Consider the following 23,954-nt stretch of genomic DNA (forward strand, 5'->3'; position numbering starts at 1 on the left):
CCGGTGGCGCGGTGCGACGAGCCAGCGCTGCGCGGGCGTACCGCGTACGACGAAAGCCTCCCAGGGCACCCCTGGCCCCTCGGCGCCGAACGCGCGGGCGGCCGGAGCGTGGCTCCGGCCGCCGGACGATCTCAGGCCGTCGTTCTCGGCCTCAACGCCCTTGCAGCGCCTTCACGTTGTCCCCGAACGTCCACCCCTTGGACCCGTCCCAGTTGATCGACCAGGTCATCAGGCCCTTCAGGGCGCCGTTGTAGTTCCGCCAGGCCTGGCTCACCAGGCCGGGCGACATGTGGCCGCCGCCCGCGCCGGGCTGGGCCGGCAGGCCCGGCACCTGCTTGTCGTAGGGGACCTTGATGGTCGTGCCCTGGATCACCAGGCCCTTGTTGAGGCAGTCGGTCTGCGCGGTGAAGCCCTGGACGGTGCCCGCGGAGTAGGAGTCGCCGGAGCAGCCGTACATGCTGCCGTTGTAGTACTGCATGTTGAGCCACCACAGGCGGCCGTTGTCCGCGTACTTCTTGACGATCGGCAGGTACGCGCCCCAGATCGACCCGTACACCACGCTGCCGCCGGTGACGTAGGCCGTCTCCGGGGCCATCGTCAGGCCGAAGTTGGGCGGCATCTTGGCGAGCACGCCGTCGATGATGCGGATGAGGTTGGACTGGGACGGCGACAGCTGGTTGATGTTGCCGCTGCCGACGAGGCCGGTCTCGATGTCGATGTCGATCCCGTCGAAGTTGTACTTCTTGAGGATCGGCACGATCGTCTCGACGAAGCGGTCCGCGACCGCGCTCGAACTCAGGTCGATCCCCGCCGTGGCGCCGCCGATGGACATCAGGATGGTGGCGCCGTTCGCCTTGGCCTGACACATCTCGGCGGGTGTCGCCACCTTCACCGTGGAGTCCATGCCGTCCTCCCACAGCACGGTGCCGTCGGAACGGATCACCGGGAAGGCGGCGTTGATGACGTTGTAGCCGTGTGCGCCGATCCGGGAGTCGGTGATCGGGGTCCAGCCGAACGGCGGGTGCACGCCGTTCGAGGCACCGTCCCAGTTCTCCCAGTACCCCTGGAGCACCTTGCCCGCGGGTTTCGACTTCACCTCGCAGGTGTCCGCCTGCGGCGCCCTGGGCGCCCTGGGCGTGTCCGGCGCCGCGGCGGCCGGCAGCTGCGCCGCGAAGGCCAGCGCGATGGCCGCTCCCAACAGACGTACCGTCCGACCGATCATGGCGTGCTCCCTCGGGGAGGCCTTGCTGCGGATGGGATGTGATGCGCCAGACGGTAAGTAGGTATAGACCTTTCGTCAATAGGTCTGGGCCAATGTGGAGTTGAAGCGGAACGCGGAGTCCGGCCGGGGTGCGCCCTCCTGGGTGGCGACCCGCCCCGCCGTGGGTGCGGCGAAGTGGCTGCCGAGCAGCACGGTGCCGGTGTCGGCCACCGAGGCGAGCAGGGCGCGCCGGGTGCGCTCGGCGAGGGCGGGGTCGATGTCCACGCAGGAGCCGATGTCGGGCCGGGCGAGCTGGACGGGGTGGTGGATGGCGTCGCCGGTGATGAGGGCGGTGCGGTCGTCGCCGCGCAGTTCGACGGCGACCTGGCCGGGGGTGTGCCCGGGGGCGGGCAGGAGGCGCAGGCCCGGTGCGACTTCGACCGGTCCCGCCGAGGTGTCCACCAGGTCGAGCAGGCCCGCGTCGCGGATGGGGTGGACGGAGTCGCGGAACATCTGGCGCCGGGGCGCTTCCATGTCCGCGGCCGCCCAGTGGTCCCACTCCGTACGGGTGCTGAGGTAGCGGGCGTTGGGGAAGGTCGGCACCCAACCGGCGCCGTCCAGGCGGGTGTTCCAGCCGACGTGGTCGGCGTGCAGATGGGTGAGGACGACCAGGTCGACGGTGTCGGGGGCGAATCCTGCGCGGGTCAGGCGGTCCAGGTAGTCGGTGTCCAGGTCGTGCCAGGCCGGGTTGGCGCGCTCCTTGCCGTTGCCGATGCCGGTGTCGACGAGCACGCGGCGGCTGCCGAGGGTGAGCGCGAAGCTGTGGCTGCTGAGGTGGAGCGTGCCCGCCTCGTCGGCGAAGTCGGGGCGCAGCCACGGGGTGTCGGCGACGACGTCCGGGGTGGCGTCGGGGAGCAGCCAGGGGCCCGTCTCGGGCGCGAGTGCCACTTCGTCGATGCGGTGGGCGGTGATGCCGCCGAGGTTCCAGGTGGCGGGGGGCTGCGGGGACATGGCAGGCCTTTCTCGTGACGGGCGGGTGCTCGCCCGGTGCTTCCCGGGCGGTCGCCGAGTGAGCGGGTGGACGGGTGAACGGGCGGGCGGGGTGCCGGGTGGGCGTGAGCCGCACCCTGTGCGACTAAACGCAATCCCTTTGCGTTAAGCGACGGTAGGCGCTACTGTCCACTAACGCAAGTCGTTAGCTTTAGCGGCGCCCGAGAGGGCTCCGTGTCACCTCCCGCCGCACACCCGGAGAAACCCATGCCCCCCGAGGCCCCCGCGCCCGAAGACCTCACCCCTCAGGAAGCCGCCCAATGGGCCCGCCGCGCCGGACTTCCCCTGGCCGACGAGCGCCTGGCGGCCGTGACCGCCACCGCGAACCACATCCAGGCCGTCGTCGCCACCCTGCGCGAGCTGGACTTCGGCGACGTTCCGCCCGCCCCCGCGTACGCCGTTGAGCCACTCGCCCGCGCGTACACCGATGAGCTGGAGGTTTCCCGTGCGACCGTATGAGCTGACCCTCGCCGACGCGGCCGCCGCGATCCGCGCGAAGGAACTGTCCCCCGTCGAACTCACCGAGTCCGTGCTGGCGCGCGCCGAGGCCGTCGAGAGCCATCTGCACGCCTTCGTGGGCGTACGCGCCGCCGAGGCGAGACGCGCGGCCGCCGAGGCCCAGGACGAGATGGCGGCCGGGCGCCACCGGGGCCCGCTGCACGGCGTCCCCCTCGGCCTCAAGGACCTCATCGACGTCAAGGGGCAGCCCACGACGGCGAGTTCGTCCGTCCGGTCCGACCACATCGCCGCCGAGGACAGCACCGTCGCCGCCCGCCTCGCGGACGCGGGCGCCGTCCTGCTCGGCAAGACCCACACCCACGAGTTCGCCTACGGCCTGACGACCCCGCAGACCCGCAACGCCTGGGACGAGGGCCGTGTCGCGGGCGGCTCCAGCGGCGGCTCGGCCGTCGCCGTCGCGGCCGGTGCGGCCACCTTCGCCATCGGCACCGACACCGGCGGCTCGATCCGCGTCCCCGCCGCCCTCAACGGCGTCGTGGGACTCAAGCCGACGTACGGCCTGGTGCCCCGGTACGGCGTGACCTCGCTGTCGTGGTCCCTCGACCACGTCGGCCCCGTCACCCGCACCGTCGAGGACGCGGCCCTCGTCCTCGCCGCCCTGACCGGCCACGACCCGCGCGACCCGGCCAGCATCGCGGCGCCCCGCGAGGCGTATCCGCCGCACGGCGAGGGCGACCTGACCGGCCTGCGCGTGGGCGTCCCGCGCAACTACTACTTCGACCGCGTCGCCCCCGACGTCGAATCCGCCGTGCGGGACGCCATCGACCGGCTGCGCGACCTCGGCGCCCGACTCGTCGACGTGGACATCCCGATGACCCGCTACGTCCAGGCGGTCCAGTGGGGTCTGATGGTCCCCGAGGCCACCGCGTACCACGAGGGGACCCTCCGCGCGACGCCCGAGCTGTACGCCCCCGACGTGCGCGTCCTGCTCGGAGCGGGCGAACTCCTGCTCGCCGGGGACTACTTGCGCGCACAGCGCGCCCGCACCCTGATGCGGCGCGCCTGGGCGCGGATGCTGGCCGAGGTCGACGTCGTCGTCGCGCCCTCCACGCCGCTGACGGCCGCGCCCGTGGGGCAGCAGTCAGTGCAGTGGGCCGACGGCTCCGTGGAGGGCGTGTGCGACAGCTATGTGCGGCTGTCCGCGCCCGCCAACATCACGGGTGTACCGGCGCTGACCGTGCCCGTGGGCCAGGGCGCGGACGGTCTGCCCGTCGGCATGCAGCTGATCGGCCGGCCGCTGGGGGAGGGGACGGTGCTGCGGGCCGGGCGCGCGTACGAGGCGACGCGGGCGGACGCGGGGCGGCTCGCGCCGGACGGGGGAGTCCTCGGGGCGGCGGCGTCCGCGCCGACTCCCGGGCTGCCCGCGCCGGTGTCCGCAGAGCCCGCGCCGCTGTCCGGAGAGCCCGCGCCGACGCCCGCCGTAGAAGCTAGAAATTAGCGTTAAGGTGGTGATATGAGTCCCAAGCCCATGGCCCGCCCCGGCGGGCGCAGTGCCCGCGTGCAGGCGTCCGTGCACGCCGCCGTCCGCGAGTTGGAGGCCGAGCGGGGCCGCGAGGCGCTGACCGTTCCGCTGGTCGCCGCGCGCGCCGGGGTCACCCCGTCGACGATCTACCGCCGCTGGGGCGACCTCCAGGAACTCCTGTCGGACGTGGCCGTGGAGCGGCTGCGGCCCGACACGGAACCCGCGGACCACGGCGCCCTGCGCGCCGACCTCACGGCCTGGGCCGAGCAGTTCCTGGACGAGATGTCGTCCACCGCGGGGCGCGCCTACATCCGGGACGCGCTCCTCGGCGACCCGGACGGCGGCAACGCGGGGCAGTGCTCCGCCTATGCCGCCGCCCAGGTCGACCTCGTCCTCGACCGTGCGCGCGAGCGCGGCGAGAACGGTGCGGGCGGCGAAGGCGGTGAGGCGGATGCTCCGGCACGCGAGGCCGTCATGGACCACGTCGTCGCTCCGATCATGTACCGCATCCTGTTCCGCCCGGAGGGCCTGTCCACGGTGTACGCGCGTGAGCTGGTGGCGCGGGCACTGGACGGGCTGCCGGACTGAACCCGGCGTTCTTCGCTCAGCAGGGGAGGGCGGACCTGCCGGTAGCACCGGTGGTGCCGTCCGCAGTGAACGTGGCGGCGGTGCCGTTGCCGCCGGGCTCACCGGGGCACACCGGGCGTACCCGGCACCAGGGCGCACAGCGGCCCCCGGCGCACGCCGAACGGTGGGTCGGGCGCCGCCTTCCGCCGGAGCCGGGCCCACCGATCGGCGTACTCCTCGCGTCCGCGGCGCGCGGGATCCGGACGCAGAAGAGGCCCTGGCCGTTGAGGTGCCCCCAACTCACCGCTCCGGATCTATCGCACCGCGGACGGCGGGGCCACCTGGCAACTGGTGTTCCGCAACTCGGTGCCGAACGCCTTCTACGACTGCGTGGCGTTCTTCGACGACCGCCACGGCCTCGCCGTGAGTGACCCTGTCGGCGGCAAGTTCCCTGAGGGCGGCGGCTCGACGTGGCGCCCGGCACCGGCCGACGGAATGCCTGCCGCGACCCCCGACGACGGTGCCTTGGCGACCGGCACGTGCATGATCGCGCACGACCGGCGCCACGCCTGGTTCGGCACGACCGGCACCCGCGGCGGAGCCGGCCACAACCCTCAGGTGTTCCATACCGCGGACGGCGGCAGGACATGGAGTGCCGCCGACACCCCGATCCCCGGCGGGTTCCGCAACAGCGTGGCCTGGGTTCCCGGCGGTGGGCACACCGCTGTCGCGGTCGGCCCCAACGGCAGCGATGTGAGCACCGACGGCGGAAGGTCCTGGACGCGGTTCGACCGAGCCCGCCTGCTGGGAGTCAACTGTCTGCCCGGAGCGGGGTGCTGGGCCGTCGGGGAGCACGGCACGGCGGCTCGACTCGTCATCCGTCACCCTTGACGGACTGTCGTGGATCCGGGTTGAGGAACTCGGCTCGGTCGCCTTCGTCTTGGTGTCGCTCTCGACAGCCGCCGAGGCCGACCGATTGGGGGAGCCGCCCTTGGCCGGACGTGCTGTCGATTCTGGATGAATCCCGTCGGTGTCCGGGGAAACATCGCGCGGGCGTGATCATCGTATCGAGTTAATGTCGACGACTTCCTTGGCATGCACGGCGAGGCGGCTATTAGTGTTCCTCGGGATCTGGACTGATTCCATCTTATTTGCCCCTCTTTCGCTCCCGTTGACCAGTGACGCCCGTATCCGCGCGTCACTGCCCTGACCAAGGAGAGCTCGCCCGATGACTGTTGACTCCCACCTGGAAGCACGACCGGAGCCGCCCCGGCAATCCAGCCTGGGAACGGCGGCTGCGCGCAACCTCGCCAACACGACCAAGTCCGCCCCGCAGATGCAGGAGATCACCTCTCGCTGGCTGCTGCGGATGCTCCCCTGGGTGGAGACCAAGGGCGGGGCCTACCGGGTGAACCGTCGTCTGAGCTACACCGTCGGCGACGGGACCGTGGAGTTCATTCAGGACGGCGGCGACGTCCGGGTGATCCCCCGTGAGCTCGGTGAACTGGCACTGCTGCGCGGCTTCGACGACGTGGAGGTGCTGACCGCCCTCGCCGATCGATGCGTCCAGCGCGACTTCCGGATCGGCGAGACGCTGGTGGAGCGCGGGACGCCGGCCGACCGGCTGTACCTGATCGCCCACGGCCGCATCAGCCAGTCCGCGGTGGGGCCTTATGGCGACGAGCTCGCTCTGGACGTACTCGCCGATGGCGACCACTTCGGAGAGACCGCGCTGCTGGACGAGGACGCCCGGTGGGAGCAGACCGCCACCGCGGAGACCTCGGGCACCCTGCTGAGCCTGTCACGCGCCGAGTTCGCGGCCGTGGTGTCCGCAGCGCCGGGCCTCCAGAGCCACGTCGAAGCGTTCACATCGCTGTCCCGTCGGCGGCAGAACCACCGCGGCGAGGCGGAGATCGCGATGTCGGCAGGCCACACCGGCGAGCATGAACTGCCCGGCGCGTTCGTCGACTACGAAGAGAAGCCGCGCGAGTACGAACTCTCGGTCGCGCAGACCATTCTGCGGATCCACACGAGGGTCGCCGACCTCTTCAACGGGCCGATGAACCAGACCAAGGAGCAGCTCAGGCTCACCATCGAGGCGCTGCGCGAGCGCCAGGAGCACGAGCTGATCAACAACCGGGAGTTCGGCCTGCTGCACAACGCCGACTTCAAGCAGCGCCTCCAGCCGCACGCCGGCCCGCCGACCCCGGACGACATGGACGAGCTGCTCTGCCGCCGGCGCGGCTCGAAGTTCTATCTGGCCCACCCCAGGGCGATCGCGGCGATCGGGCGTGAGTTCAACGCGCGCGGGCTCTGCCCGGACAACGTCGACCTCGGCGGCCAGCAGGTCCCGGCCTGGCGCGGGGTGCCGATCCTCCCCTGCAACAAGATCCCCATCACGAAGGAGAAGACCAGCTCGATCCTCTGCATGCGTACCGGCGAGGAGAACCAGGGCGTCGTCGGACTGCACCAGACCGGTCTGCCGGACGAGTACGAACCGGGTCTGTCGGTCCGCTTCATGGGCCTCGACGAGAAGGCGATCACGTCCTACCTCGTCAGCACCTACTACTCCGCCGCGATCCTCGTGCCGGACGCGGTGGGTGTGCTGGAGAACGTGCAGATCGCCAGCTGGCCCAGGTAGCGCACCCGGCCGGCACGGCAGGGCGAGACATCCCGGACCCTCCGGGACGGTCGCGCATGCCCGAGGTCCGGCCCCGGGACAACCTCCCACCCCACCAAGGAGAATTGGATGCCCTCGCCTGAGCTGACACCTCCGCAGTCGAGCCTGCCAGAGGCCGCTTCTCACTTCGGGGCGCATGTACTCACTGACGCCGCGGCCCGTGCCTGCGACATCAAGGCCGCCACCGGCGGTCCACCCTGCGCACCTTCCTTGCCCGCCCCACCTGCGATCTCCGTACCCGGCCCGGCTGCCATCGAGGCCCCGACAGCCGAGGTGCCGCCCCCGAACGCCGACCTCGAACGGATCCTGCGCGGCCCCAGCGGCCTGGGCACGGCGGGTCTGCGCCTGATCGTGCGGGAGGAGCCCCCGACGCCGCCGCCGGAGCCGTCGGCGGCCACGGCGGAAGGCAGGCCGATCCCGGGCCTCTACCACCACCCGGTGCCCGAGCCCGACCCGGTGCGGGTCGAGGAGGTCAGCCGCAGGATCAAGTCCTGGGCGGTGGACGAGGTCGCCCTGTACCCCGAGGACTGGGCGGAGGAGTTCGACGGCTTCTCCGTGGGCCGCTACATGGTCGGCTGCCATCCGGACGCGCCCACCGTCGACCACCTGATGGTTGCCACCCGCCTGATGGTGGCAGAGAACGCGGTGGACGACTGCTACTGCGAGGACCACGGGGGCTCGCCCGACGGTCTCGGCGAACGCCTGCTGCTGGCGCACACCGCCCTCGATCCCCTGTACACGACGCAGGAGTACCAGCCGCACTGGGCGAAGTCGCTGCACGAGGACGCGCCGCGGCGGGCCTACCGCTCCGCCATGGAGTACTTCGTCCAAGTGGCCAGCCCCTCCCAGACCGACCGGTTCCGGCACGACATGGCCCGGCTGCACATGGGGTACCTCGCCGAAGCCGCGTGGGCCCAGACGGACCACGTCCCCGAGGTCTGGGAGTACCTGGCGATGCGCCAGTTCAACAACTTCCGCCCCTGCCCCACCATCACCGACACCGTCGGCGGCTACGAACTGCCGATGGACCTGCACGCCCAGGCCGCCATGCAGAAGGTCATCGCACTCGCGGGGAACGCGACGACCATCGTGAACGACCTGTACTCGTACACCAAGGAACTCGACGCTCCCGGCCGGCACCTGAACCTGCCCGTCGTGATCGCCGAACGTGAGGGCCTCTCCGACCGGGACGCCTATCTGAAGTCGGTCGAGGTCCACAACGAGCTCATGCACGACTTCGAGTCCCACGCCGCCGCCCTGGCGGCCGACTGTCCCGTCCCGAGTGCGCAGCGCTTCCTGCGGGGCGTGGCCGCGTGGGTCGACGGCAACCACCACTGGCACCAGACCAACACCTATCGCTACAGCCTGCCCGACTTCTGGTAGGAAGAATGGACTCATCTGTGACCAGCACCGAATTCACCGCCACCGACGCCCCTGTGCGCATCCCCGGCCCGGCGACGCCCTACCAGGGGGACATCGCCCGCTATTGGGACGGGGAGGCCAGGCCCGTGAACCTGCGTCTCGGCGATGTCGACGGTCTCTACCACCACCACTACGGCATCGGCGACGTCGACGACACCGCCCTCGGCGATCCCCAGGACAGCGAGTACGAGAAGAAACTGATCGCCGAGCTTCACCGGCTGGAGTCGGCGCAGGCCGAAGTCCTCCTGGGACACCTCGGCGACATCGGGTCCGAGGACACGCTGGTGGACGCCGGCTGCGGCCGCGGGGGCTCGATGGTGATGGCGCACCAGCGCTTCGGATGCAAGGTCGAAGGAGTCACGTTGTCGGCCAAGCAGGCCGACTTCGCCAACCGGCGCGCCCATGAACTCCGCATCCAGGACCACGTCCGCGCCCGTGTCTGCAACATGCTCGCCACGCCCTTCGAGACCGGGCGGGCCGCGGCGTCGTGGAACAACGAGTCGAGCATGTACGTCGACCTGCAGGACCTGTTCGCCGAACACTCCCGCATCCTCAAGGTCGGCGGTCGCTATGTGACCATCACCGGCTGCTGGAACCCGCGGTACGGCCAGCCCTCGAAGTGGGTCTCCCAGATCAACGCGCACTTCGAGTGCAACATCCACTCGCGCCGTGAGTACATGCGCGCCATGGCCGACCATCGCCTCGTGCCGCAGGCCGTCGTCGACCTCACCCCCGACACCCTCCCCTACTGGGAACTGCGGGCCACGTCCTCGCTGGTCACGGGAATCGAGGACGCGTTCATCAACTCCTACAAGGACGGCTCCTTCCAGTACCTCCTCATCGCAGCCGACCGGGTCTGATCTGACCACCCGCTGACCGGGCGGGCCCGTCCCCGTCGGCCGTGCTCTGGCCAGAGCACGGCCGACGGGGACGGCGGTCGGTGGGCCGAACATGCCGCGCGCACCGAGACGTTCAGTACGGGTTGAGCACGGATTCAGCACGGGATGCCGCCGTTCGGCCGCCGCCTCGCCGTCGACGAGAACTGCAGCACCTTCGTGCCGTACCCCGTGATCGAGGGGGAGGCGCATCCCGGGCCGGCGGGGGAGGGGAGAGCGGGGCCGAACGGCTGAGTCTTATTGCACATGCATTGCAACTAGTATGGGAAGGCGGTGGGCGCGGAAAGAAAGCGCAAAATCGAACGGCGTCGGGAGAACAGTCATGGCCGCCCCTCGGATCGTGCTCGGCATCGAGTCGTCCTGTGACGAGACGGGTGCGGGCCTCGTCCGCGACGGTCGCCTGCTCGGGCACGCCGTCGCGTCGAGCATGGACGAGCACGCCCGCTTCGGCGGCGTCGTCCCCGAGATCGCCGCCCGCGCCCATGTGCACGCCCTGACCCCGGTCGTCCGCCGGGCCCTCGACACGGCGGGCCTGCGCCTGCGCGACATCGGTGCGGTCGCCGTGACGACGGGCCCCGGCCTGTCGGGCGCCCTCCAGGTCGGCCTCGCCGGGGCGAAGTCGCTCGCGTACGCCCTGGACGTACCGCTGTACGGAGTGCACCACCTCGCCGGGCACGTCGCCGCCGACACTCTGGAGCACGGCCCGCTGCCCGACCCGTGCGTCGTCCTGATCGTCTCCGGCGGCCACACCTCGCTGCTGCTCGTGCGGGACCTGGCCCGCGACCCGATCACGCACCTCGGCGACACCCTGGACGACGCCGCGGGCGAGTGCTTCGACAAGGTCGCCCGCGTCTTCGGGCTGCCCTACCCCGGCGGTCCCGCCGTCGACCGGGCGGCACGGACCGGCGCCCCGGACGCCGTGGCGTTACCGCGCCCGCTGACCGGCCCGGGCGACGACCCGTACGCCTTCTCCTTCTCCGGCCTGAAGACCGCCGCCGCGCGCTGGGCCGAGGGCCACGCGGACGGCGGCCTGCCGGTCGCCGACGGGGCCGCCGCGCTCCAGGAAGCCATCGCCGACGTCCTCACCCGCAAGGCCGTCGCCGCCTGCGCCGCGCACGGCGTCGACACGCTCGTCGTGGTCGGCGGTGTCGCCGCCAACTCCCGGGTGCGGGCCCTGGCCGAAGAGCGGTGCCGGGCGGCCGGGATCACCCTGCGCGTACCGCCGCTCGGCCTGTGCACCGACAACGGCGCGATGATCGCCGCCGTCGGGGACCTGCTGGTGCGCGCGGGCGCCGAACCGGCGCCGCTGGACGTGTCGATCGACCCGTCCGCGCCGCTGGAGTACGCGACCCTGCACCCCGCAGCGAGCACCGCGAGGAGGGCCGCCTGATGACCGGCACCGTGCACCGCGTCCCCGGCCCCGACCTGCTCACCCACCGCGACGGCATCCGGCAGGTCTACGCCACGGCCTTCGCCCAGCCGCCGTGGCACTCCCGGCCCGCGCACGCGGACGACTACCTGGAACGCCTCGCGGGCGACACCGGCCGACCCGGCTTCACGGGCGCGGTGGCCCTCGACGGCGACCAGGTGGTCGGCTTCGCCACCGCCTGGACGACCGAGACGCCGCTGCCCGCCACCCGCTCCTACCCGCACGTCAGCGCCGCCCTCGGCGCCGAGCGCACCGCCGCGTGGCTGTGCGGCGGCCTGGAGGTCGACGAACTCGCCGTCGCGCCCGGCGCACACGGCCGCGGCCTCGGCCGGGCGCTCCTCGACGAGGTGACCCGCGACGCGCCCGGCGGGCGCTGCTGGCTGCTCACGTCCGTGAAGGCCGAGGCCACCGTCCGCTTCTACGAACGGCTCGGCTGGCACCAGGCCACCCGGCCCGCGCCGAACGGATACGGCACGGCCGTCTTCCTCGGCCCGCACCACCCCGCGCGCAGCGCCGTCCTGCCGCCCGCACCGGGGGCGTAGGCCGCCGGTAGGAGCTGCCTAGGGGGCGCCGACGGCAAGTAGGGGCCGACGGCTGTGGACTTACTAGGACGTCCAAGTATATGTTCGTGAGGAAGCCCGCGGTGCAGGGAAGCCGGTGTGAATCCGGCGCGGTCCCGCCACTGTGACCGGGGAGTTCGTTCTCGCAGGCGACAACGCCACTGACGGAGAAGTCCGTTGGGAAGGCGGGAGGACGGGCGCTGATCCGGGAGTCAGGATACCGGCCGTGGGGTGTTCCGTGTTGTCCACGAGGATGGAGCAGACACGCATGGCCCCGGTGCGCACTCACGACCCCGGTGATCCGGCAATGCGAGCGGCAACCCCCGCTGTCTGACGGCCCTTCGGTCGTTCGCGTCCCCGTTCCGACCGTCACTCCGGCCTGCCCGCGCACGCCGCCGACGGCCGGTCGGTCGCGCCCGTCCCCGGATCCCACCTGACGAAAGAGCAGGCACTCATGGTCCGTGAACTGACCCACTTCATCGGCGGCAAGCACACCCCGGGAACCTCGGGCGCGCACGCCGACGTGTACGACCCGAACACCGGCGAGATACAGGCCCGCGTCCCCCTCGCGAACCGGGCCGAGACCGAGGCGGCCATCGCGGACGCGGCCGAGGCGCAGCGCGAGTGGGGCGAGTGGAACCCGCAGCGCCGCGCCCGCGTCCTGCTGCGCTTCCTGCGGATCGTCGAGGGCGAACGCGAATCGCTGGCACGGCTGCTGTCGGCCGAACACGGCAAGACCGTCGCCGACGCGCACGGCGACCTCCAGCGCGGCCTGGAGGTCGTGGAGTTCGCCGCGGGCATCCCGCACCTGCTCAAGGGCGAGTTCACCGACAACGCCGGGACCGGCATCGACGTGCACTCGCTGCGCCGCCCCATCGGCGTCACCGCGGGCATCACGCCCTTCAACTTCCCCGCGATGATCCCTCTGTGGAAGGCCGCGCCCGCCATCGCCTGCGGCAACTCCTTCATCCTCAAGCCGTCCGAACGCGACCCGTCCGTGCCGCTGCGCCTCGCCGAACTCTTCCTGGAGGCCGGCCTGCCGCCCGGCGTCCTGAACGTCGTCAACGGCGGCAAGGAAACCGTCGACACGCTCCTGGAGGACCCCCGCGTCCAGGCGCTCGGCTTCGTCGGCTCCACACCGATCGCCGCGCACATCTACGCCACCGCCGCCGCCCACGGCAAGCGCGCCCAGTGCTTCGGCGGCGCCAAGAACCACATGATCGTCATGCCGGACGCGGACCTCGACCAGGCCGTGGACGCGCTGATCGGCGCCGGCTACGGCTCGGCGGGCGAACGCTGCATGGCGATCTCCGTGGCCGTGCCGGTCGGCGAGGCCACCGCCGACGCCCTGGTGGCCCGCCTCAAGGACCGCATCGGGGCGCTGCGCATCGGCCGCTCCGACGACCCCGAGGCCGACTTCGGCCCGCTCGTCAGCCGCGACGCGCTCGACCGCGTCCGTTCCTACGTCGACCTCGGCGTCGAGGAGGGCGCCGAACTCGTCGTCGACGGCCGGGACTTCACCCTGCCCGGCCACGAGGGCGGCTTCTTCGCGGGCGCCTCGCTCTTCGACCGCGTCACCCCGGACATGCGGATCTACCAGGAGGAGATCTTCGGCCCGGTCCTCTCCGTCGTCCGCGCCGCCGACTACGAGGAGGCCCTGCGGCTGCCCTCCGAGCACCCGTACGGCAACGGCGTCGCGCTCTTCACGCGCGACGGCGACACCGCCCGCGACTTCACCCGGCGCGTCGACACCGGCATGGTCGGCGTCAACGTCCCCATCCCGGTCCCCGTCGCGTACCACACCTTCGGCGGCTGGAAGCGCTCCGGCTTCGGCGACCTCAACCAGCACGGCCCGGACGCCATCCGCTTCTACACCCGCACCAAGACCGTCACCTCGCGCTGGCCCTCCGGGGCCAAGGAAGGCGCGAGCTTCACCATCCCGACGATGCGGTGACCGCCATGACCAGCGCACTGCTCACCGACGACCAGCTCGCCATCGTCGAGACCACCCTCGACTTCGCCCAGGAGCACCTCGCCCCGCACGCCCTCGCCTGGGACCAGGAGAAGCACTTCCCCCTGGCGGTGCTGCGCAAGGCCGCGGACCTCGGACTCGGCGGGATGTACGTCGCCGAGGACGCGGGCGGCTCCGGGCTCACCCGCGCCGACGGCGTCCTCGTCTTCGAGGCCCTCGCCTCCGGCTGCCCGTCCATCGCGGGCTATCTGTCCATCCACAACATGGTCGCCTGGATGATCGACCGGTACGGCGACGAAGCCCAACGCGCCCGCTGGCTCGGCCCGTTGACGTCCATGGACTGGCTCGGCAGCTACTGCCTCACCGAGCCCGGCGCGGGCTCCGACGCGGCCGCGCTCAGCACCCGCGCCGAGCGCGACGGCGGCGATTACGTCCTCACCGGCGTCAAGCAGTTCATCTCCGGTGCGGGCGCCGCGCACGTGTACATCGTGATGGCCCGCACCGGCGACAGCGGTCCCGGCGGGGTCTCCGCGTTCGTCGTCGAGCGCGACGACCCCGGCCTGTCCTTCGGCCCGAACGAACAGAAGATGGGCTGGAACGCCCAGCCCACCCGGCAGGTGATCCTCGACGGGGTGCGGGTGCCCGCCGACCGGCTGCTCGGCGGTGAGGGCAACGGCTTCCGCATCGCCATGAACGGCCTCAACGGCGGCCGCCTCGGCATCGCCGCCTGCTCCCTCGGCGGCGCCCGCAGCGCGCTCGACCGCAGCCTCACCCACCTCGCCGACCGCGAGGCGTTCGGGGCCCGGCTCCTGGAAGCGCAGGCACTCCAGTTCAGGCTCGCCGACATGGCCACCGAGCTGGCCGCGGCCCGCGCCCTGGTCCGCGAGGCCGCCCAGGCCCTCGACGCGGGCGACCCGCAGTCGCCTCAACTGTGCGCCATGGCCAAGCGGTTCGCCACCGACACCGGCCACTCGGTCGCCGACCGCGCGCTGCAACTGCACGGCGGCTACGGCTACTTGACCGAGTACGGCATCGAGAAGCTCGTCCGCGACCTGCGCGTGCACCGCATCCTGGAAGGAACCAACGAGATCATGCGCCTGATCGTCGCCCGCGGCCTGACGGGGGCGCTGCGATGACGCCCGCCGACGGATCCACGGGACAGCCCGCCACCACGCCGCCCGCCGCCCCGGTGCCCGCCGACGCCTCCGTGCTGCTGCGCACCGAGGGCCGCGCCGCGTACATCGTCCTCAACCGGCCCCGGGCCCTGAACGCCCTCACCCACCCCATGGTCCGCCGCATCGACCAGGCCCTCGCCGCCTGGGCGAAGGACCCGGCCGTCGAGACCGTCGTGCTCACCGGCGCGGGGGAGCGCGGGCTCTGCGCGGGCGGCGACATCCGTGCCATCTACGACGACGCCCGCACCGGCGGCACCGCCTCCGCGGACTTCTGGCGCGACGAGTACCGCCTCAACGCCCGCATCGCGCGCTACCCGAAGCCCTACGTCGCCGTCATGGACGGCATCGTCATGGGCGGCGGCGTCGGCGTCTCCGCGCACGGCAGCGTCCGCGTCGTCACCGAGCGCTCCCGCATCGCCATGCCCGAGACCGGCATCGGCTTCGTGCCCGACGTCGGCGGCACCTACCTGCTCGGCCTCGCCCCCGGCGAGCTCGGCACCCATCTCGCCCTCACCGGACAGCAGTTGGGCGCCCGCGACGCACTCCTGTGCGGGCTCGCCGACCACTTCGTGCCTTCCGATTCCCTGCCGCGCCTCGTCGCGGACCTCGCGTCCGATCCGGTACGCGAGGTCCTCGCCCGGTACGTCGCCGAAGCGCCGCCCGGCGTGCTCGGCGACCAGCGCGAGTGGATCGACGCCTGCTACCCGGCGGGCAGCGTCGAGGAGATCGTCGACCGCCTGGCGGGCCACGGCGCACAGGCCGCCAAGGAGGCCGCCGAAACCCTGCACACCAAGTCGCCGACCGCCCTGAAGGTCACGCTCTCGGCGCTGCGCAGGGCCCGGCAGCTCGGCCCCCTTGAGCGGGTGCTGGAGCAGGAGTACCGGGTGTCGTGCGCGGCCCTCGGCTCCGCCGACCTGGTGGAGGGCATCCGCGCCCAGGTCGTCGACAAGGACCGCGACCCGCACTGGTCCCCGGCCCGGCTCGCCGACGTCACCGGCGACGACGTGGCCCGCTACTTCGCCCCCCTCGGCGCGCGTGAACTCGCCCTCGCCGCCGACCGCTCCCCGCAGGAGGTGCCCTGGTGAGCCCCGTCATCGCCTTCGTCGGCCTCGGTCACATGGGCGCCCCGATGGCCGCCAACCTGGTCAAGGCCGGATACCGGGTCGTCGGCCACGACTTGGTCCCCGACGCCGTGGACGCCGCCGTCGCCGCCGGGGTCGAGGCCGCCCCCTCGGCCGTGGCGGCCGCCGCCGACGCGGACATCGTGCTCACCATGCTGCCCGCGGGCCGCCACGTCCGCGCCCTCTACCAGGACGCGGGCCTGCTCGCGGCGGCCCGCCCCGGCACCCTCTTCGTCGACTGCTCCACGATCGACGTCGCCGACGCGCGAGCCGCCCACCAGGCGGCCGTGGCCGCCGGGCACCTCGCCGTGGACGCCCCCGTCTCCGGCGGCGTCATGGGCGCCGAGGCGGGCACCCTCACGTTCATGGTCGGCGGCGACGAGGCCGCGTTCGCACGGGCCGAGCCGCTGCTCGCCGCGATGGGCAAGAAGGCCGTGCACTGCGGCGCGGCGGGCGCCGGGCAGGCCGCGAAGATCTGCAACAACATGATCCTCGGCGTGTCGATGATCGCCGTCAGCGAGGCCTTCGTCCTCGGCGAGAGCCTCGGCCTGTCCCACCAGGCGCTGTACGACGTGGCATCCACGGCCTCCGGACAGTGCTGGGCACTGAGCGTCAACTGCCCCGTGCCGGGCCCGGTCCCGGGCTCGCCCGCCAACCGCGATTACCGCCCGGGCTTCGCCGCGCCCCTGATGGCCAAGGACCTCGGCCTCGCCGCGAACGCCGTGCGCGCGGGCGGCGTCGACGCCGAACTCGGGCTGCGCGCCGCCGCGTTGTACGCCGCCTTCGCCGAGGGCGCCGGAGCGGGCGAGGACTTCTCCGGGATCGTCCGCGCCATCCGAGAACGCTCCGGGCAGCAGCCCGCCGACCACCACCAGGCTGCCGACGACCAGCAGCCCCTCGACGACCAGAAGGACCAGCCGTCATGAGCACCCCAAGCAGCACCCCCACGGACCCCGGCAGCACGCCCGTGGACCCCGTCACCGCCGCGTACGAGACGATCCTCGTGGAGCGCAAGGGCCGGGTGGCTGTCCTCACCCTCAACCGCCCCAAGGCCCTGAACGCCCTGAACCTCCAGGTGATGCGGGAGGTCGTCGCCGCCGCCGAAGCCCTCGACCGGGACCCGGAGGTCGGCTGCATCGTCCTCACCGGCTCCGCGAAGGCGTTCGCCGCGGGCGCCGACATCAAGGAGATGAGCCCGCAGAACTACCTGGACATGTACCTCAGCGACTGGTTCACGGCCTGGGACCGGCTCGGCCAGGTGCGCACGCCGACGCTCGCCGCCGTCTCCGGCTACGCCCTCGGCGGCGGCTGCGAGCTGGCCATGCTCTGCGACATCCTGCTCGCCGCCGACACGGCCGTCTTCGGCCAGCCGGAGATCAAGCTGGGCGTCATCCCCGGCATCGGCGGCTCGCAGCGCCTGACCCGCGCCGTCGGCAAGGCCAAGGCCATGGAGCTGTGTCTGACCGGCCGCACGATGGACGCCGAGGAGGCCGAGCGCGCCGGACTGGTCTCCCGGGTCGTCCCCGCCACCGAACTCCTCGGCGAGGCGCTGGCCGTCGCCGAGACGGTCGCGGGCATGTCCCTGCCGGTCGCCATGATGGCCAAGGAGTCGGTCAACCGCTCCTTCGAGACGACCCTCACCGAAGGCGTCCGCTTCGAACGGCGGCTGTTCCACGCGGTGTTCGCGACGGCGGACCAGAAGGAGGGAATGACCGCCTTCACGGAGAAGCGCAAGCCGGAGTTCACCCACCGGTAGAGCGGGGACGGAACGGCGCCGCCCACCCGGCGGCGCCGCGTCCGAGGCCCGCCGCCGCTCAGCGCACGTACGCGTTGAGCGGTGACACGCCGTCGAGATCGACCTGCAGCCCGTGCAGCGCCTTGGAGTACAGGTACGTGCGCATCGGCACGTACACGGGCACCGCCGCGGCCTCCTCCATCACCCGGCGGTCGACCTTCGACCACAGCTCGCCCGCGGCGGTCAGCGACCCCGCCGAACCGGCCGCGTCGATCGCCTCGTCGACATCGGAGCTCTTCAGACGCGAGTAGTTCGTCGAGGTGGGGTAGGTGAACTCGCCGTCGAAGTACTCCGGCAGGGTCGCGGAACCGACGGGCAGACCGGCGCCGATGGGCAGGCGGAAGAGGTCGTACTTTCCGGTACCCGCCTTCCGGTAGTAGTCGGTGGTGTCGTCCTTCCGCAGCGTGACCTCGAAACCGGCCCGGTCGAGCGCGGTCTTGATCACCTGGGCCCGTTCGGCGTCCGTACCGTCGGCGTGGCCGAGGGTGAGTTTGAAGCCGGTCTCGTCCGCCTCGTTCAGGAGCGCGCGCGCCCGGGCCGGGTCGCCGCGCTCCCCGGCCCGGTACAGGTCGAAGGAGCGGGCGCCGCGGACGCCCGGCGGCAGCAGATTGTGGTGGACGGTGCCGTCCTCACCACTCGCCGCGAGGACGTCCCCGGCGGGCAGCGCCGTGGCGATGGCCTTGCGGACCTTCAGGTTCTGCACCCGGCGCGTGTTGATCTGGTACGCGTGGATGAACGCGGACGGCGCGGACAGACGTCCCGTGCCGCCGGGGTTCTTGCCCAGGCCGTCCTTGCCGAGGGAACCGGTGAACGACATGATCGCCGCACCCGAACCGGCGCCCACCGTACGGGACTTGATGTCCTCCACGGAGAGCCCGCCCTCGATGCGGTACGTGTCCGGGTAGGCGGTCCGCAACGGGTCCGAGTCCGCCTTCCACTCGGCGTTGCGCGTCAGTTCGACGTTCTTCGCACCGGTGAACGTGCCCACCTGGTACGGGCCGGTGGACGGCACCGTCGGCGAGCCCGTCGAGGTGTCCTTCACCCGGTCGGGCACCGGCGCGCCGCTGGGGCCCGCGAGCGCGACGTTGAAGTCCGGGCGGGCGCTTTCCAGATGGAAGACGATCGTGCGCGGGTCGGGTGTCTCGATGGTGCCCGGCGGCAGGGTGCGGTCGCTGCCGACGCCCGCCGTCTCCTTGACACCGAGGAGCCAGCTGCGCAGTGTTCTGTCGCCGATGGAGAACGACGGGTCGAGGGTGCGCTCGACGGCGTTCACGAAGTCCTTGGCCTCGACGGGCGTCCCGTCGTTGTACGTGAGCCCCGGCTTGAGCGTGAACGTCCAGGTCCGGCCGCCCGACGAGACCCGGCCCGCGTCGGTGGCCAGGTCGCCGACCAGCTTGACCCTGCCGTCGGGCAGCGTCTTGAGGCCCGTCAGGCTGCGGTGGACCAGGCGGGAGACGATCCGGTCGGTGCTCGACCACATCTTGCCGGGGTCGACGGTGGTGAGGTCGGAGGGCTCCAGGACGGTGACCTTGCCGCCCTTGACGGCCCCGGCGACGGCCGGTGCCGGGCCCTCGGAGTCGTCCGCCGTGCCCATGACCAGCGTCTCGGTCTTGGCCCGCGCGGCCACCCCGCTGCCCTGCGGGCCGGGCTTGGGCCGCTCCGACGTGCCGCCGGTCGACCCCTTCCCGGAGTCGTCCTTGTCACCGCCGTCGAACGGGTTCGCGACGGTGAGGGTGGCGACGAGCGCGGCGACGGCGACGGCCGCCCCGCCCGGGACCCACCAGTTGCGCCACCAGGGCCGACCCGCGGACGGCGGGCCCTGGACCTGCGGGGCGGGCCACAGCGGGGGCGCGGTGGTCGGGCGGGGCGGCGGGAGGGGGTAGGAGGTGGGGACCTGCTGGGGGACCGAGTCCACGGGATACGCGGCCGGAGGTGTGGGGGCCGGGGCGGCGGGCGCGGGTCCGAAGACGGCCTGAGCGACGGGGGCCGATGCAGGGTGCGCCGGAAGGGCGGGGGCCTGAGCGGCGGGCGTCGGCGTGGCGGGGGCCTGAGCGGCGGGTGTCGGCGTGGCGGGGGCCTGAGGTGCGGGCGTCGGCGCCGCCGTGTCGTCGGGTGCCTCCTTCGCCCGCGCCTCAAGCTCCGCCCGTGCCTGCGCGGCGTCCGGCCGGTCGGCGGGCGCCTTCGCCAGCATCCGGCCGACCAGGTCGTCCCACCCGGGCGTGAGCTCCGGGCGCCGCAGCGACGGCCGTTCCGGGGTCTCGTACACGTGGCAGTGCATCAGCGCGGCCGCTGACGGCGCGTCGAACGGCGGGGTGCCGGTGAGCATTTCGTGGACCATGCAGCCCAGCGAGTACACATCCGTGCGCCCGTCGGTCTCGCCGCGCGCGAACCGCTCCGGGGCCATGTAGTGCAGCGTGCCGATGGGGGAGTCGGAGGTGCGGGTGAGATAGCCGCCACCGGCGCTCGTGGCCGCGTCCAGGAACTTGGCGATGCCGAAGTCCAGGACCTTCACGGTGCCCTCGTCGGTGACCATCACATTGGCGGGCTTGATGTCCCGGTGCACGATGCCCGCCCGGTGTGCCACGGCGAGCGCCCGGCACACCTGCGCCGCGATGTCCGCGACCCGCTGCGGCGAAAGCCCCTTGCCCTCCCTGAGCAGCTCGGTCACCGTACGGCCGCTCACCAACGGCATCACCAGGTACGGGATGTCGCCCTCCGAGCCGTGATCGAAGACCGGCACGATGTACGAGCTGTCGAGCGCCGCCGCGGCCCGCGCCTCACGCACGAACAGCGCCAGCATCCGCTCCCGGTCCGGCGCCGACGTGTCGGTCGGAAGGCCGAGCAGTTTGACGGCCACTTCCCGGTCGAGCCGGGCGTCCCGGGCGCGCCAGACCGCCCCCATGCCGCCCGCGCCTATGCGCTCCGTGAGCGTGTACCGCCCGTCCAGGACTGCGCCACGCATCCCCTGCTCCACCCCACCCACCCCGTAGAAACACGCCCGCTGCGGGCGGCAAGGTCAATTTACCCGGGCCGTGGAGAAGTTGGAGAGGTCTTGTGCCGTCGGCGCCGTAGGTGCCGCTGTCCTGCGGCCGTTGGCGCGGCGGATCGGCTGCGCGTGGCGTGTTTTCCACACTCCGCGTTCAGGACTTGATACGTCATGCGCAAGTTATTGACGTGACTCGTTCATGAAATTTATGGTCCGTGGACCCTCACATCACCACGACGGAGAACAATGACGTACTCCCTGGTTTCGCGGCCGAACGCCGTCAGACTGTCCGCGGCGCTGCTCGCCGGAGTGCTCGTCGCCGCGGTCCCGCCGACGGCCCCCTCCCGCGCCGACGCCGCGTCCGCCACCCCCACCGACTGCCGTCAGGGCGACGGCTGGACCCTCGACAGCACCCGCGTCGACCCCAAGGACAACCACCACGCCTTCGTCGGCAACGGCTACCTGGGCCAGCGCGTGCCGCCCAACGGCGCCGGCTACACCGACACCGAGGCCAAGACCGGCTGGCCCCTGTTCACCCCGCGCTACGACGGCTCCTTCGTCTCCGGCCTGTACGCGCACAACAAGCAGACCGCCGGGAACCGGCAGGCCGTCGCCGCGCTGCCCACCTGGACCCCGCTCACCGTCAGCACCGGAGGACCGGGCTCCGACACCTTCAACTCTTCGACGGCGCCGGGCCGGATCTCCGCCTACCGGCAGAGCCTCGGCATGCACTGCGGCCTCATCCGCACCACCCTCACCTGGACCGCGGCGGACGGCCGCCGCACCGACCTCACCTACGAGGTGCTCGCCGACCGCACCAACCCGCACGTCGGCGCCGTACGCCTGAAGATGCGCCCGCACTGGAGCGGCGAGGCGACCGTCACCGACCAGGTCGACGGCCGTGGCGCGCGTCGGATGCAGCAGACCGGCGGCGGCGACCGCACCGGCGGCGAACGGCACGGGCGCCCCGGGACCACCATGGACGTCGCCTTCCGCACCGACGGCACCAAGGTCAAGGGCGCCGTCGCCTCCACCCTGCGCACCGGGCACGGTGTGCACGACGCCAGGGAGCGCCGGGCGGGCGGAGCCACGAAGCTGACGAACCGGCAGTCCCTCACCCTGCCGGTCCGCAGCGGCCGGTCCTACGAACTCACCAAGTTCGTGGGCGTCGACACCGCCCTGACCTCCCGATCCCCGCGTGCGGACGCCACCGCCGCGTCCCGGCGTGCCGCCGAGCGCGGCTGGGACGCCCTGCTGCGCTCCCACACCGCCGCCTGGGCGCGGCTGTGGCGCAGCGACATCGAAGTGGCCGGGCGCCAGCGGGAGCTCCAGACATGGGTGCGCTCCGCGCAGTACGGACTGCTGTCCAGCACCCGCGAAGGCGCGGCCAACAGCATCGCCCCGGGCGGACTGACCAGCGACAACTACGCGGGCCTCGTCTTCTGGGACGCCGAGACCTGGATGTACCCGGGGCTCCTCGCCACCCGGCCCGAGCTCGCCAAGTCCGTCGTCGACTACCGCTACCGCACCCGCGCCGGAGCCCGCGACAACGCCCGCAAGCTCGGCTACGACGGCCTCTTCTACCCCTGGAACAGCGGCAGTTCCGGCAACCTGGCCAAGGAGTGCCACAGCGTGGACCCACCGCACTGCCGCACCCAGATCCACCTCCAGTCCGACATCTCCCTGGCCACCTGGCAGTACTACCTCGCCACCAAGGACACCACGTGGCTGCGCGAGCGCGGCTGGCCCGTCATGAAGGGCATCGCCGAGTTCTGGGCGGGCCGCGTCCACCGCAACGCCGACGGCAGCTACTCCATCAAGGACACCGCCGGACCCGACGAGTACAGCAACGGCGTCGACGACGCGGTGTTCACCAACGCGGGCGCCGCCACCGCCCTGCGCCACGCCGCCCGTGCCGCCGAACTCCTCGGCAAGCGGGCCCCGGCCGAGTGGACGTCGATCGCCGACAGGATCCGCATCCCGTACGACAAGGACCGCAAGGTCTTCGAGCAGTACGACGGCTACCAGGGCAGCAAGATCAAGCAAGCCGACACGGTGCTCCTGATGTACCCGCTGGAGTGGCCCATGGCCGACGGCGCCGCGGCCGCCACGCTCGACTACTACGCGCAGCGCACCGACCCGGACGGCCCGGCCATGACGGACTCGGTGCACGCCATCGACGCCGCCGGGATCGGCGAGCCCGGCTGCTCCACGTACACCTATCTAGAACGTTCTATCAAGCCGTTCGTACGCGGCCCGTTCGCGCAGTTCTCGGAGGCGCGCGGCGACAAGGCGGGCGCCGAGGACCCCTTGGCGGGCTCACCCGCGCACGACTTCCTCACCGGCAAGGGCGGCTTCCTGCAGATCTTCACCAACGGCCTGACCGGCATGCGGATGCGGGAGGACCGGCTGCGCCTGGACCCGATGCTGCCCCCGCAGCTCGGTGACGGCGTGACCCTGCGCGGACTGACCTGGCAGGGCCGTACGTACGACGTCGAACTCGGCGCCCACCACACCACGGTGCGGCTCACGTCCGGTGCGCCGATGACCCTCGACACGCCGCAGGGCAAGCAGGTCGTCAGCGAGGGCGCCCCCGCCGTCCTCAAGACCCGCCGCCCCGACCTCGCTCCCACCGCCAACGCGGCCCGCTGCACGCCCGCCGAGGCGTCCTCGGAGGAGCCCGGCATGTACGCGGGCGCCGCGGTCGACGGCAACACGGCCACCGCCTGGGTCCCGGCCGAGAAGACCGGCACCCTGACCGCGGACCTCGGCGAGCCGGTGCGCGTCGGCAAGGTCACGCCGACGTGGAACAGCGTCAAGCCCGCGTCGTACGACATCGAGGTGTCCCTGGACGGCCACCACTGGCACGCCGTGAACGCCAAGGACACGGAGGCCACGGACAAGGCGCGGCTCGCGCGCTATGTGCGGGTGACGGTGCGTGGCGCGGCGGAGGCCAAGGAGCACCCGGGCATCACGGAGCTGACGGTGGGCTAGCCGGGGCCGCTCCCTCGTGCGGGCGCGGCGCGGCGCGCCCGCGCCGCCGCTCGTACGAGGGACACCCCGCATATCCGCAGGTCGGCGGGGCAGCCATGTCGGCGCCAAGGATCTTCGGGAGCAGA

The 23,954-nt window shown here is 72.3% G+C and carries 18 protein-coding genes and 1 riboswitch; of the genes, 15 read left to right on the forward strand and 3 right to left on the reverse strand.

Translation table 11 applies throughout. The features are described 5' to 3' along the window. Positions 1-151: 151 nt before the first annotated feature. Positions 152-1,222, reverse strand: coding sequence for a chitinase (locus tag IE274_RS19560; protein WP_190117125.1), 1,071 nt, complete (start codon positions 1,220-1,222; stop codon positions 152-154). Positions 1,223-1,297: 75 nt separating this feature from the next. Continuing rightward, entirely contained in the window at positions 1,298-2,212 is a 915-nt protein-coding gene (locus tag IE274_RS19565) for an MBL fold metallo-hydrolase (protein ID WP_190117126.1), read from the reverse strand. A 246-nt stretch (positions 2,213-2,458) separates the two neighbouring features. Between IE274_RS19565 and IE274_RS19570 the strand changes: the two genes are divergently transcribed. The 14 genes from IE274_RS19570 (at position 2,459) to IE274_RS19635 (ending at position 17,810) form a co-directional block, all read left to right on the forward strand. Then, positions 2,459-2,710 carry a hypothetical protein gene (locus IE274_RS19570; RefSeq protein ID WP_190117127.1) on the forward strand — a complete coding sequence of 84 codons (252 nt, stop codon included), beginning with the start codon at positions 2,459-2,461 and terminating at the stop codon, positions 2,708-2,710. Beyond that, positions 2,697-4,208 (forward strand): amidase, encoded by a 1,512-nt coding sequence (locus IE274_RS19575; RefSeq protein WP_190117128.1) that lies wholly within the window; start codon positions 2,697-2,699, stop codon positions 4,206-4,208. The genes IE274_RS19570 and IE274_RS19575 overlap by 14 nt, the downstream gene beginning before the upstream one ends. 15 nt (positions 4,209-4,223) lie before the next feature. Beyond that, a complete protein-coding gene (locus tag IE274_RS19580) occupies positions 4,224-4,820 on the forward strand; it encodes a TetR/AcrR family transcriptional regulator (protein ID WP_190117129.1) in 597 nt (198 codons plus the stop codon). A gap of 330 nt (positions 4,821-5,150) precedes the next feature. Beyond that, on the forward strand, positions 5,151-5,690 hold the full coding sequence (locus IE274_RS19585; protein ID WP_190117130.1) for a WD40/YVTN/BNR-like repeat-containing protein: 540 nt from the start codon (positions 5,151-5,153) through the stop codon (positions 5,688-5,690). A 337-nt stretch (positions 5,691-6,027) separates the two neighbouring features. Beyond that, complete coding sequence (locus tag IE274_RS19590; RefSeq protein WP_190117131.1) at positions 6,028-7,440, forward strand: family 2B encapsulin nanocompartment shell protein; 1,413 nt, start codon at positions 6,028-6,030, stop codon at positions 7,438-7,440. Positions 7,441-7,548: 108 nt separating this feature from the next. Next, complete coding sequence (locus IE274_RS19595; protein ID WP_190117132.1) at positions 7,549-8,862, forward strand: family 2 encapsulin nanocompartment cargo protein terpene cyclase; 1,314 nt, start codon at positions 7,549-7,551, stop codon at positions 8,860-8,862. A 5-nt stretch (positions 8,863-8,867) separates the two neighbouring features. Next, positions 8,868-9,761 carry a geranyl diphosphate 2-C-methyltransferase gene (locus IE274_RS19600; RefSeq protein WP_190117133.1) on the forward strand — a complete coding sequence of 298 codons (894 nt, stop codon included), beginning with the start codon at positions 8,868-8,870 and terminating at the stop codon, positions 9,759-9,761. 358 nt (positions 9,762-10,119) lie between these two features. Then, positions 10,120-11,187 (forward strand): tRNA (adenosine(37)-N6)-threonylcarbamoyltransferase complex transferase subunit TsaD, encoded by a 1,068-nt coding sequence (tsaD, locus tag IE274_RS19605; protein ID WP_190117134.1) that lies wholly within the window; start codon positions 10,120-10,122, stop codon positions 11,185-11,187. Next, positions 11,187-11,768, forward strand: coding sequence for a GNAT family N-acetyltransferase (locus tag IE274_RS19610; protein ID WP_190117135.1), 582 nt, complete (start codon positions 11,187-11,189; stop codon positions 11,766-11,768). The genes tsaD and IE274_RS19610 overlap by 1 nt, the downstream gene beginning before the upstream one ends. An 82-nt stretch (positions 11,769-11,850) precedes the next feature. After that, a riboswitch (cobalamin riboswitch) is annotated at positions 11,851-12,029 on the forward strand. Between the two features lie 211 nt (positions 12,030-12,240). Further along, the gene (locus IE274_RS19615; RefSeq protein WP_190117136.1) at positions 12,241-13,740 is read left to right on the forward strand and encodes a CoA-acylating methylmalonate-semialdehyde dehydrogenase; all 1,500 of its coding nucleotides are present in this window, start codon (positions 12,241-12,243) and stop codon (positions 13,738-13,740) included. A gap of 5 nt (positions 13,741-13,745) precedes the next feature. Next, positions 13,746-14,894, forward strand: coding sequence for an acyl-CoA dehydrogenase family protein (locus tag IE274_RS19620; protein WP_190117137.1), 1,149 nt, complete (start codon positions 13,746-13,748; stop codon positions 14,892-14,894). Further along, complete coding sequence (locus tag IE274_RS19625; RefSeq protein ID WP_229909661.1) at positions 14,891-16,018, forward strand: enoyl-CoA hydratase/isomerase family protein; 1,128 nt, start codon at positions 14,891-14,893, stop codon at positions 16,016-16,018. Before IE274_RS19620 ends, IE274_RS19625 begins: the two co-directional genes overlap by 4 nt. Further along, positions 16,015-16,980, forward strand: coding sequence for a 3-hydroxyisobutyrate dehydrogenase (gene mmsB, locus IE274_RS19630; RefSeq protein ID WP_190117138.1), 966 nt, complete (start codon positions 16,015-16,017; stop codon positions 16,978-16,980). The genes IE274_RS19625 and mmsB overlap by 4 nt, the downstream gene beginning before the upstream one ends. Next, positions 16,977-17,810 carry an enoyl-CoA hydratase gene (locus IE274_RS19635; RefSeq protein ID WP_229909662.1) on the forward strand — a complete coding sequence of 278 codons (834 nt, stop codon included), beginning with the start codon at positions 16,977-16,979 and terminating at the stop codon, positions 17,808-17,810. The genes mmsB and IE274_RS19635 overlap by 4 nt, the downstream gene beginning before the upstream one ends. 58 nt (positions 17,811-17,868) lie before the next feature. Here the strand turns inward: IE274_RS19635 and IE274_RS19640 are convergent, their stop codons facing one another. Beyond that, the gene (locus IE274_RS19640; protein ID WP_190117139.1) at positions 17,869-20,811 is read right to left on the reverse strand and encodes a protein kinase domain-containing protein; all 2,943 of its coding nucleotides are present in this window, start codon (positions 20,809-20,811) and stop codon (positions 17,869-17,871) included. 270 nt (positions 20,812-21,081) lie between these two features. Here IE274_RS19640 and IE274_RS19645 point away from each other — a divergent pair, with 270 nt between their 5' ends. After that, positions 21,082-23,829: a discoidin domain-containing protein gene (locus IE274_RS19645; RefSeq protein WP_190117140.1), complete on the forward strand. Its 2,748-nt coding sequence runs from the start codon at positions 21,082-21,084 to the stop codon at positions 23,827-23,829. Positions 23,830-23,954: the final 125 nt, after the last annotated feature.

It is taken from the genome of Streptomyces flavofungini (genome assembly GCF_014650815.1).
Lineage (GTDB): Bacteria > Actinomycetota > Actinomycetes > Streptomycetales > Streptomycetaceae > Streptomyces > Streptomyces flavofungini.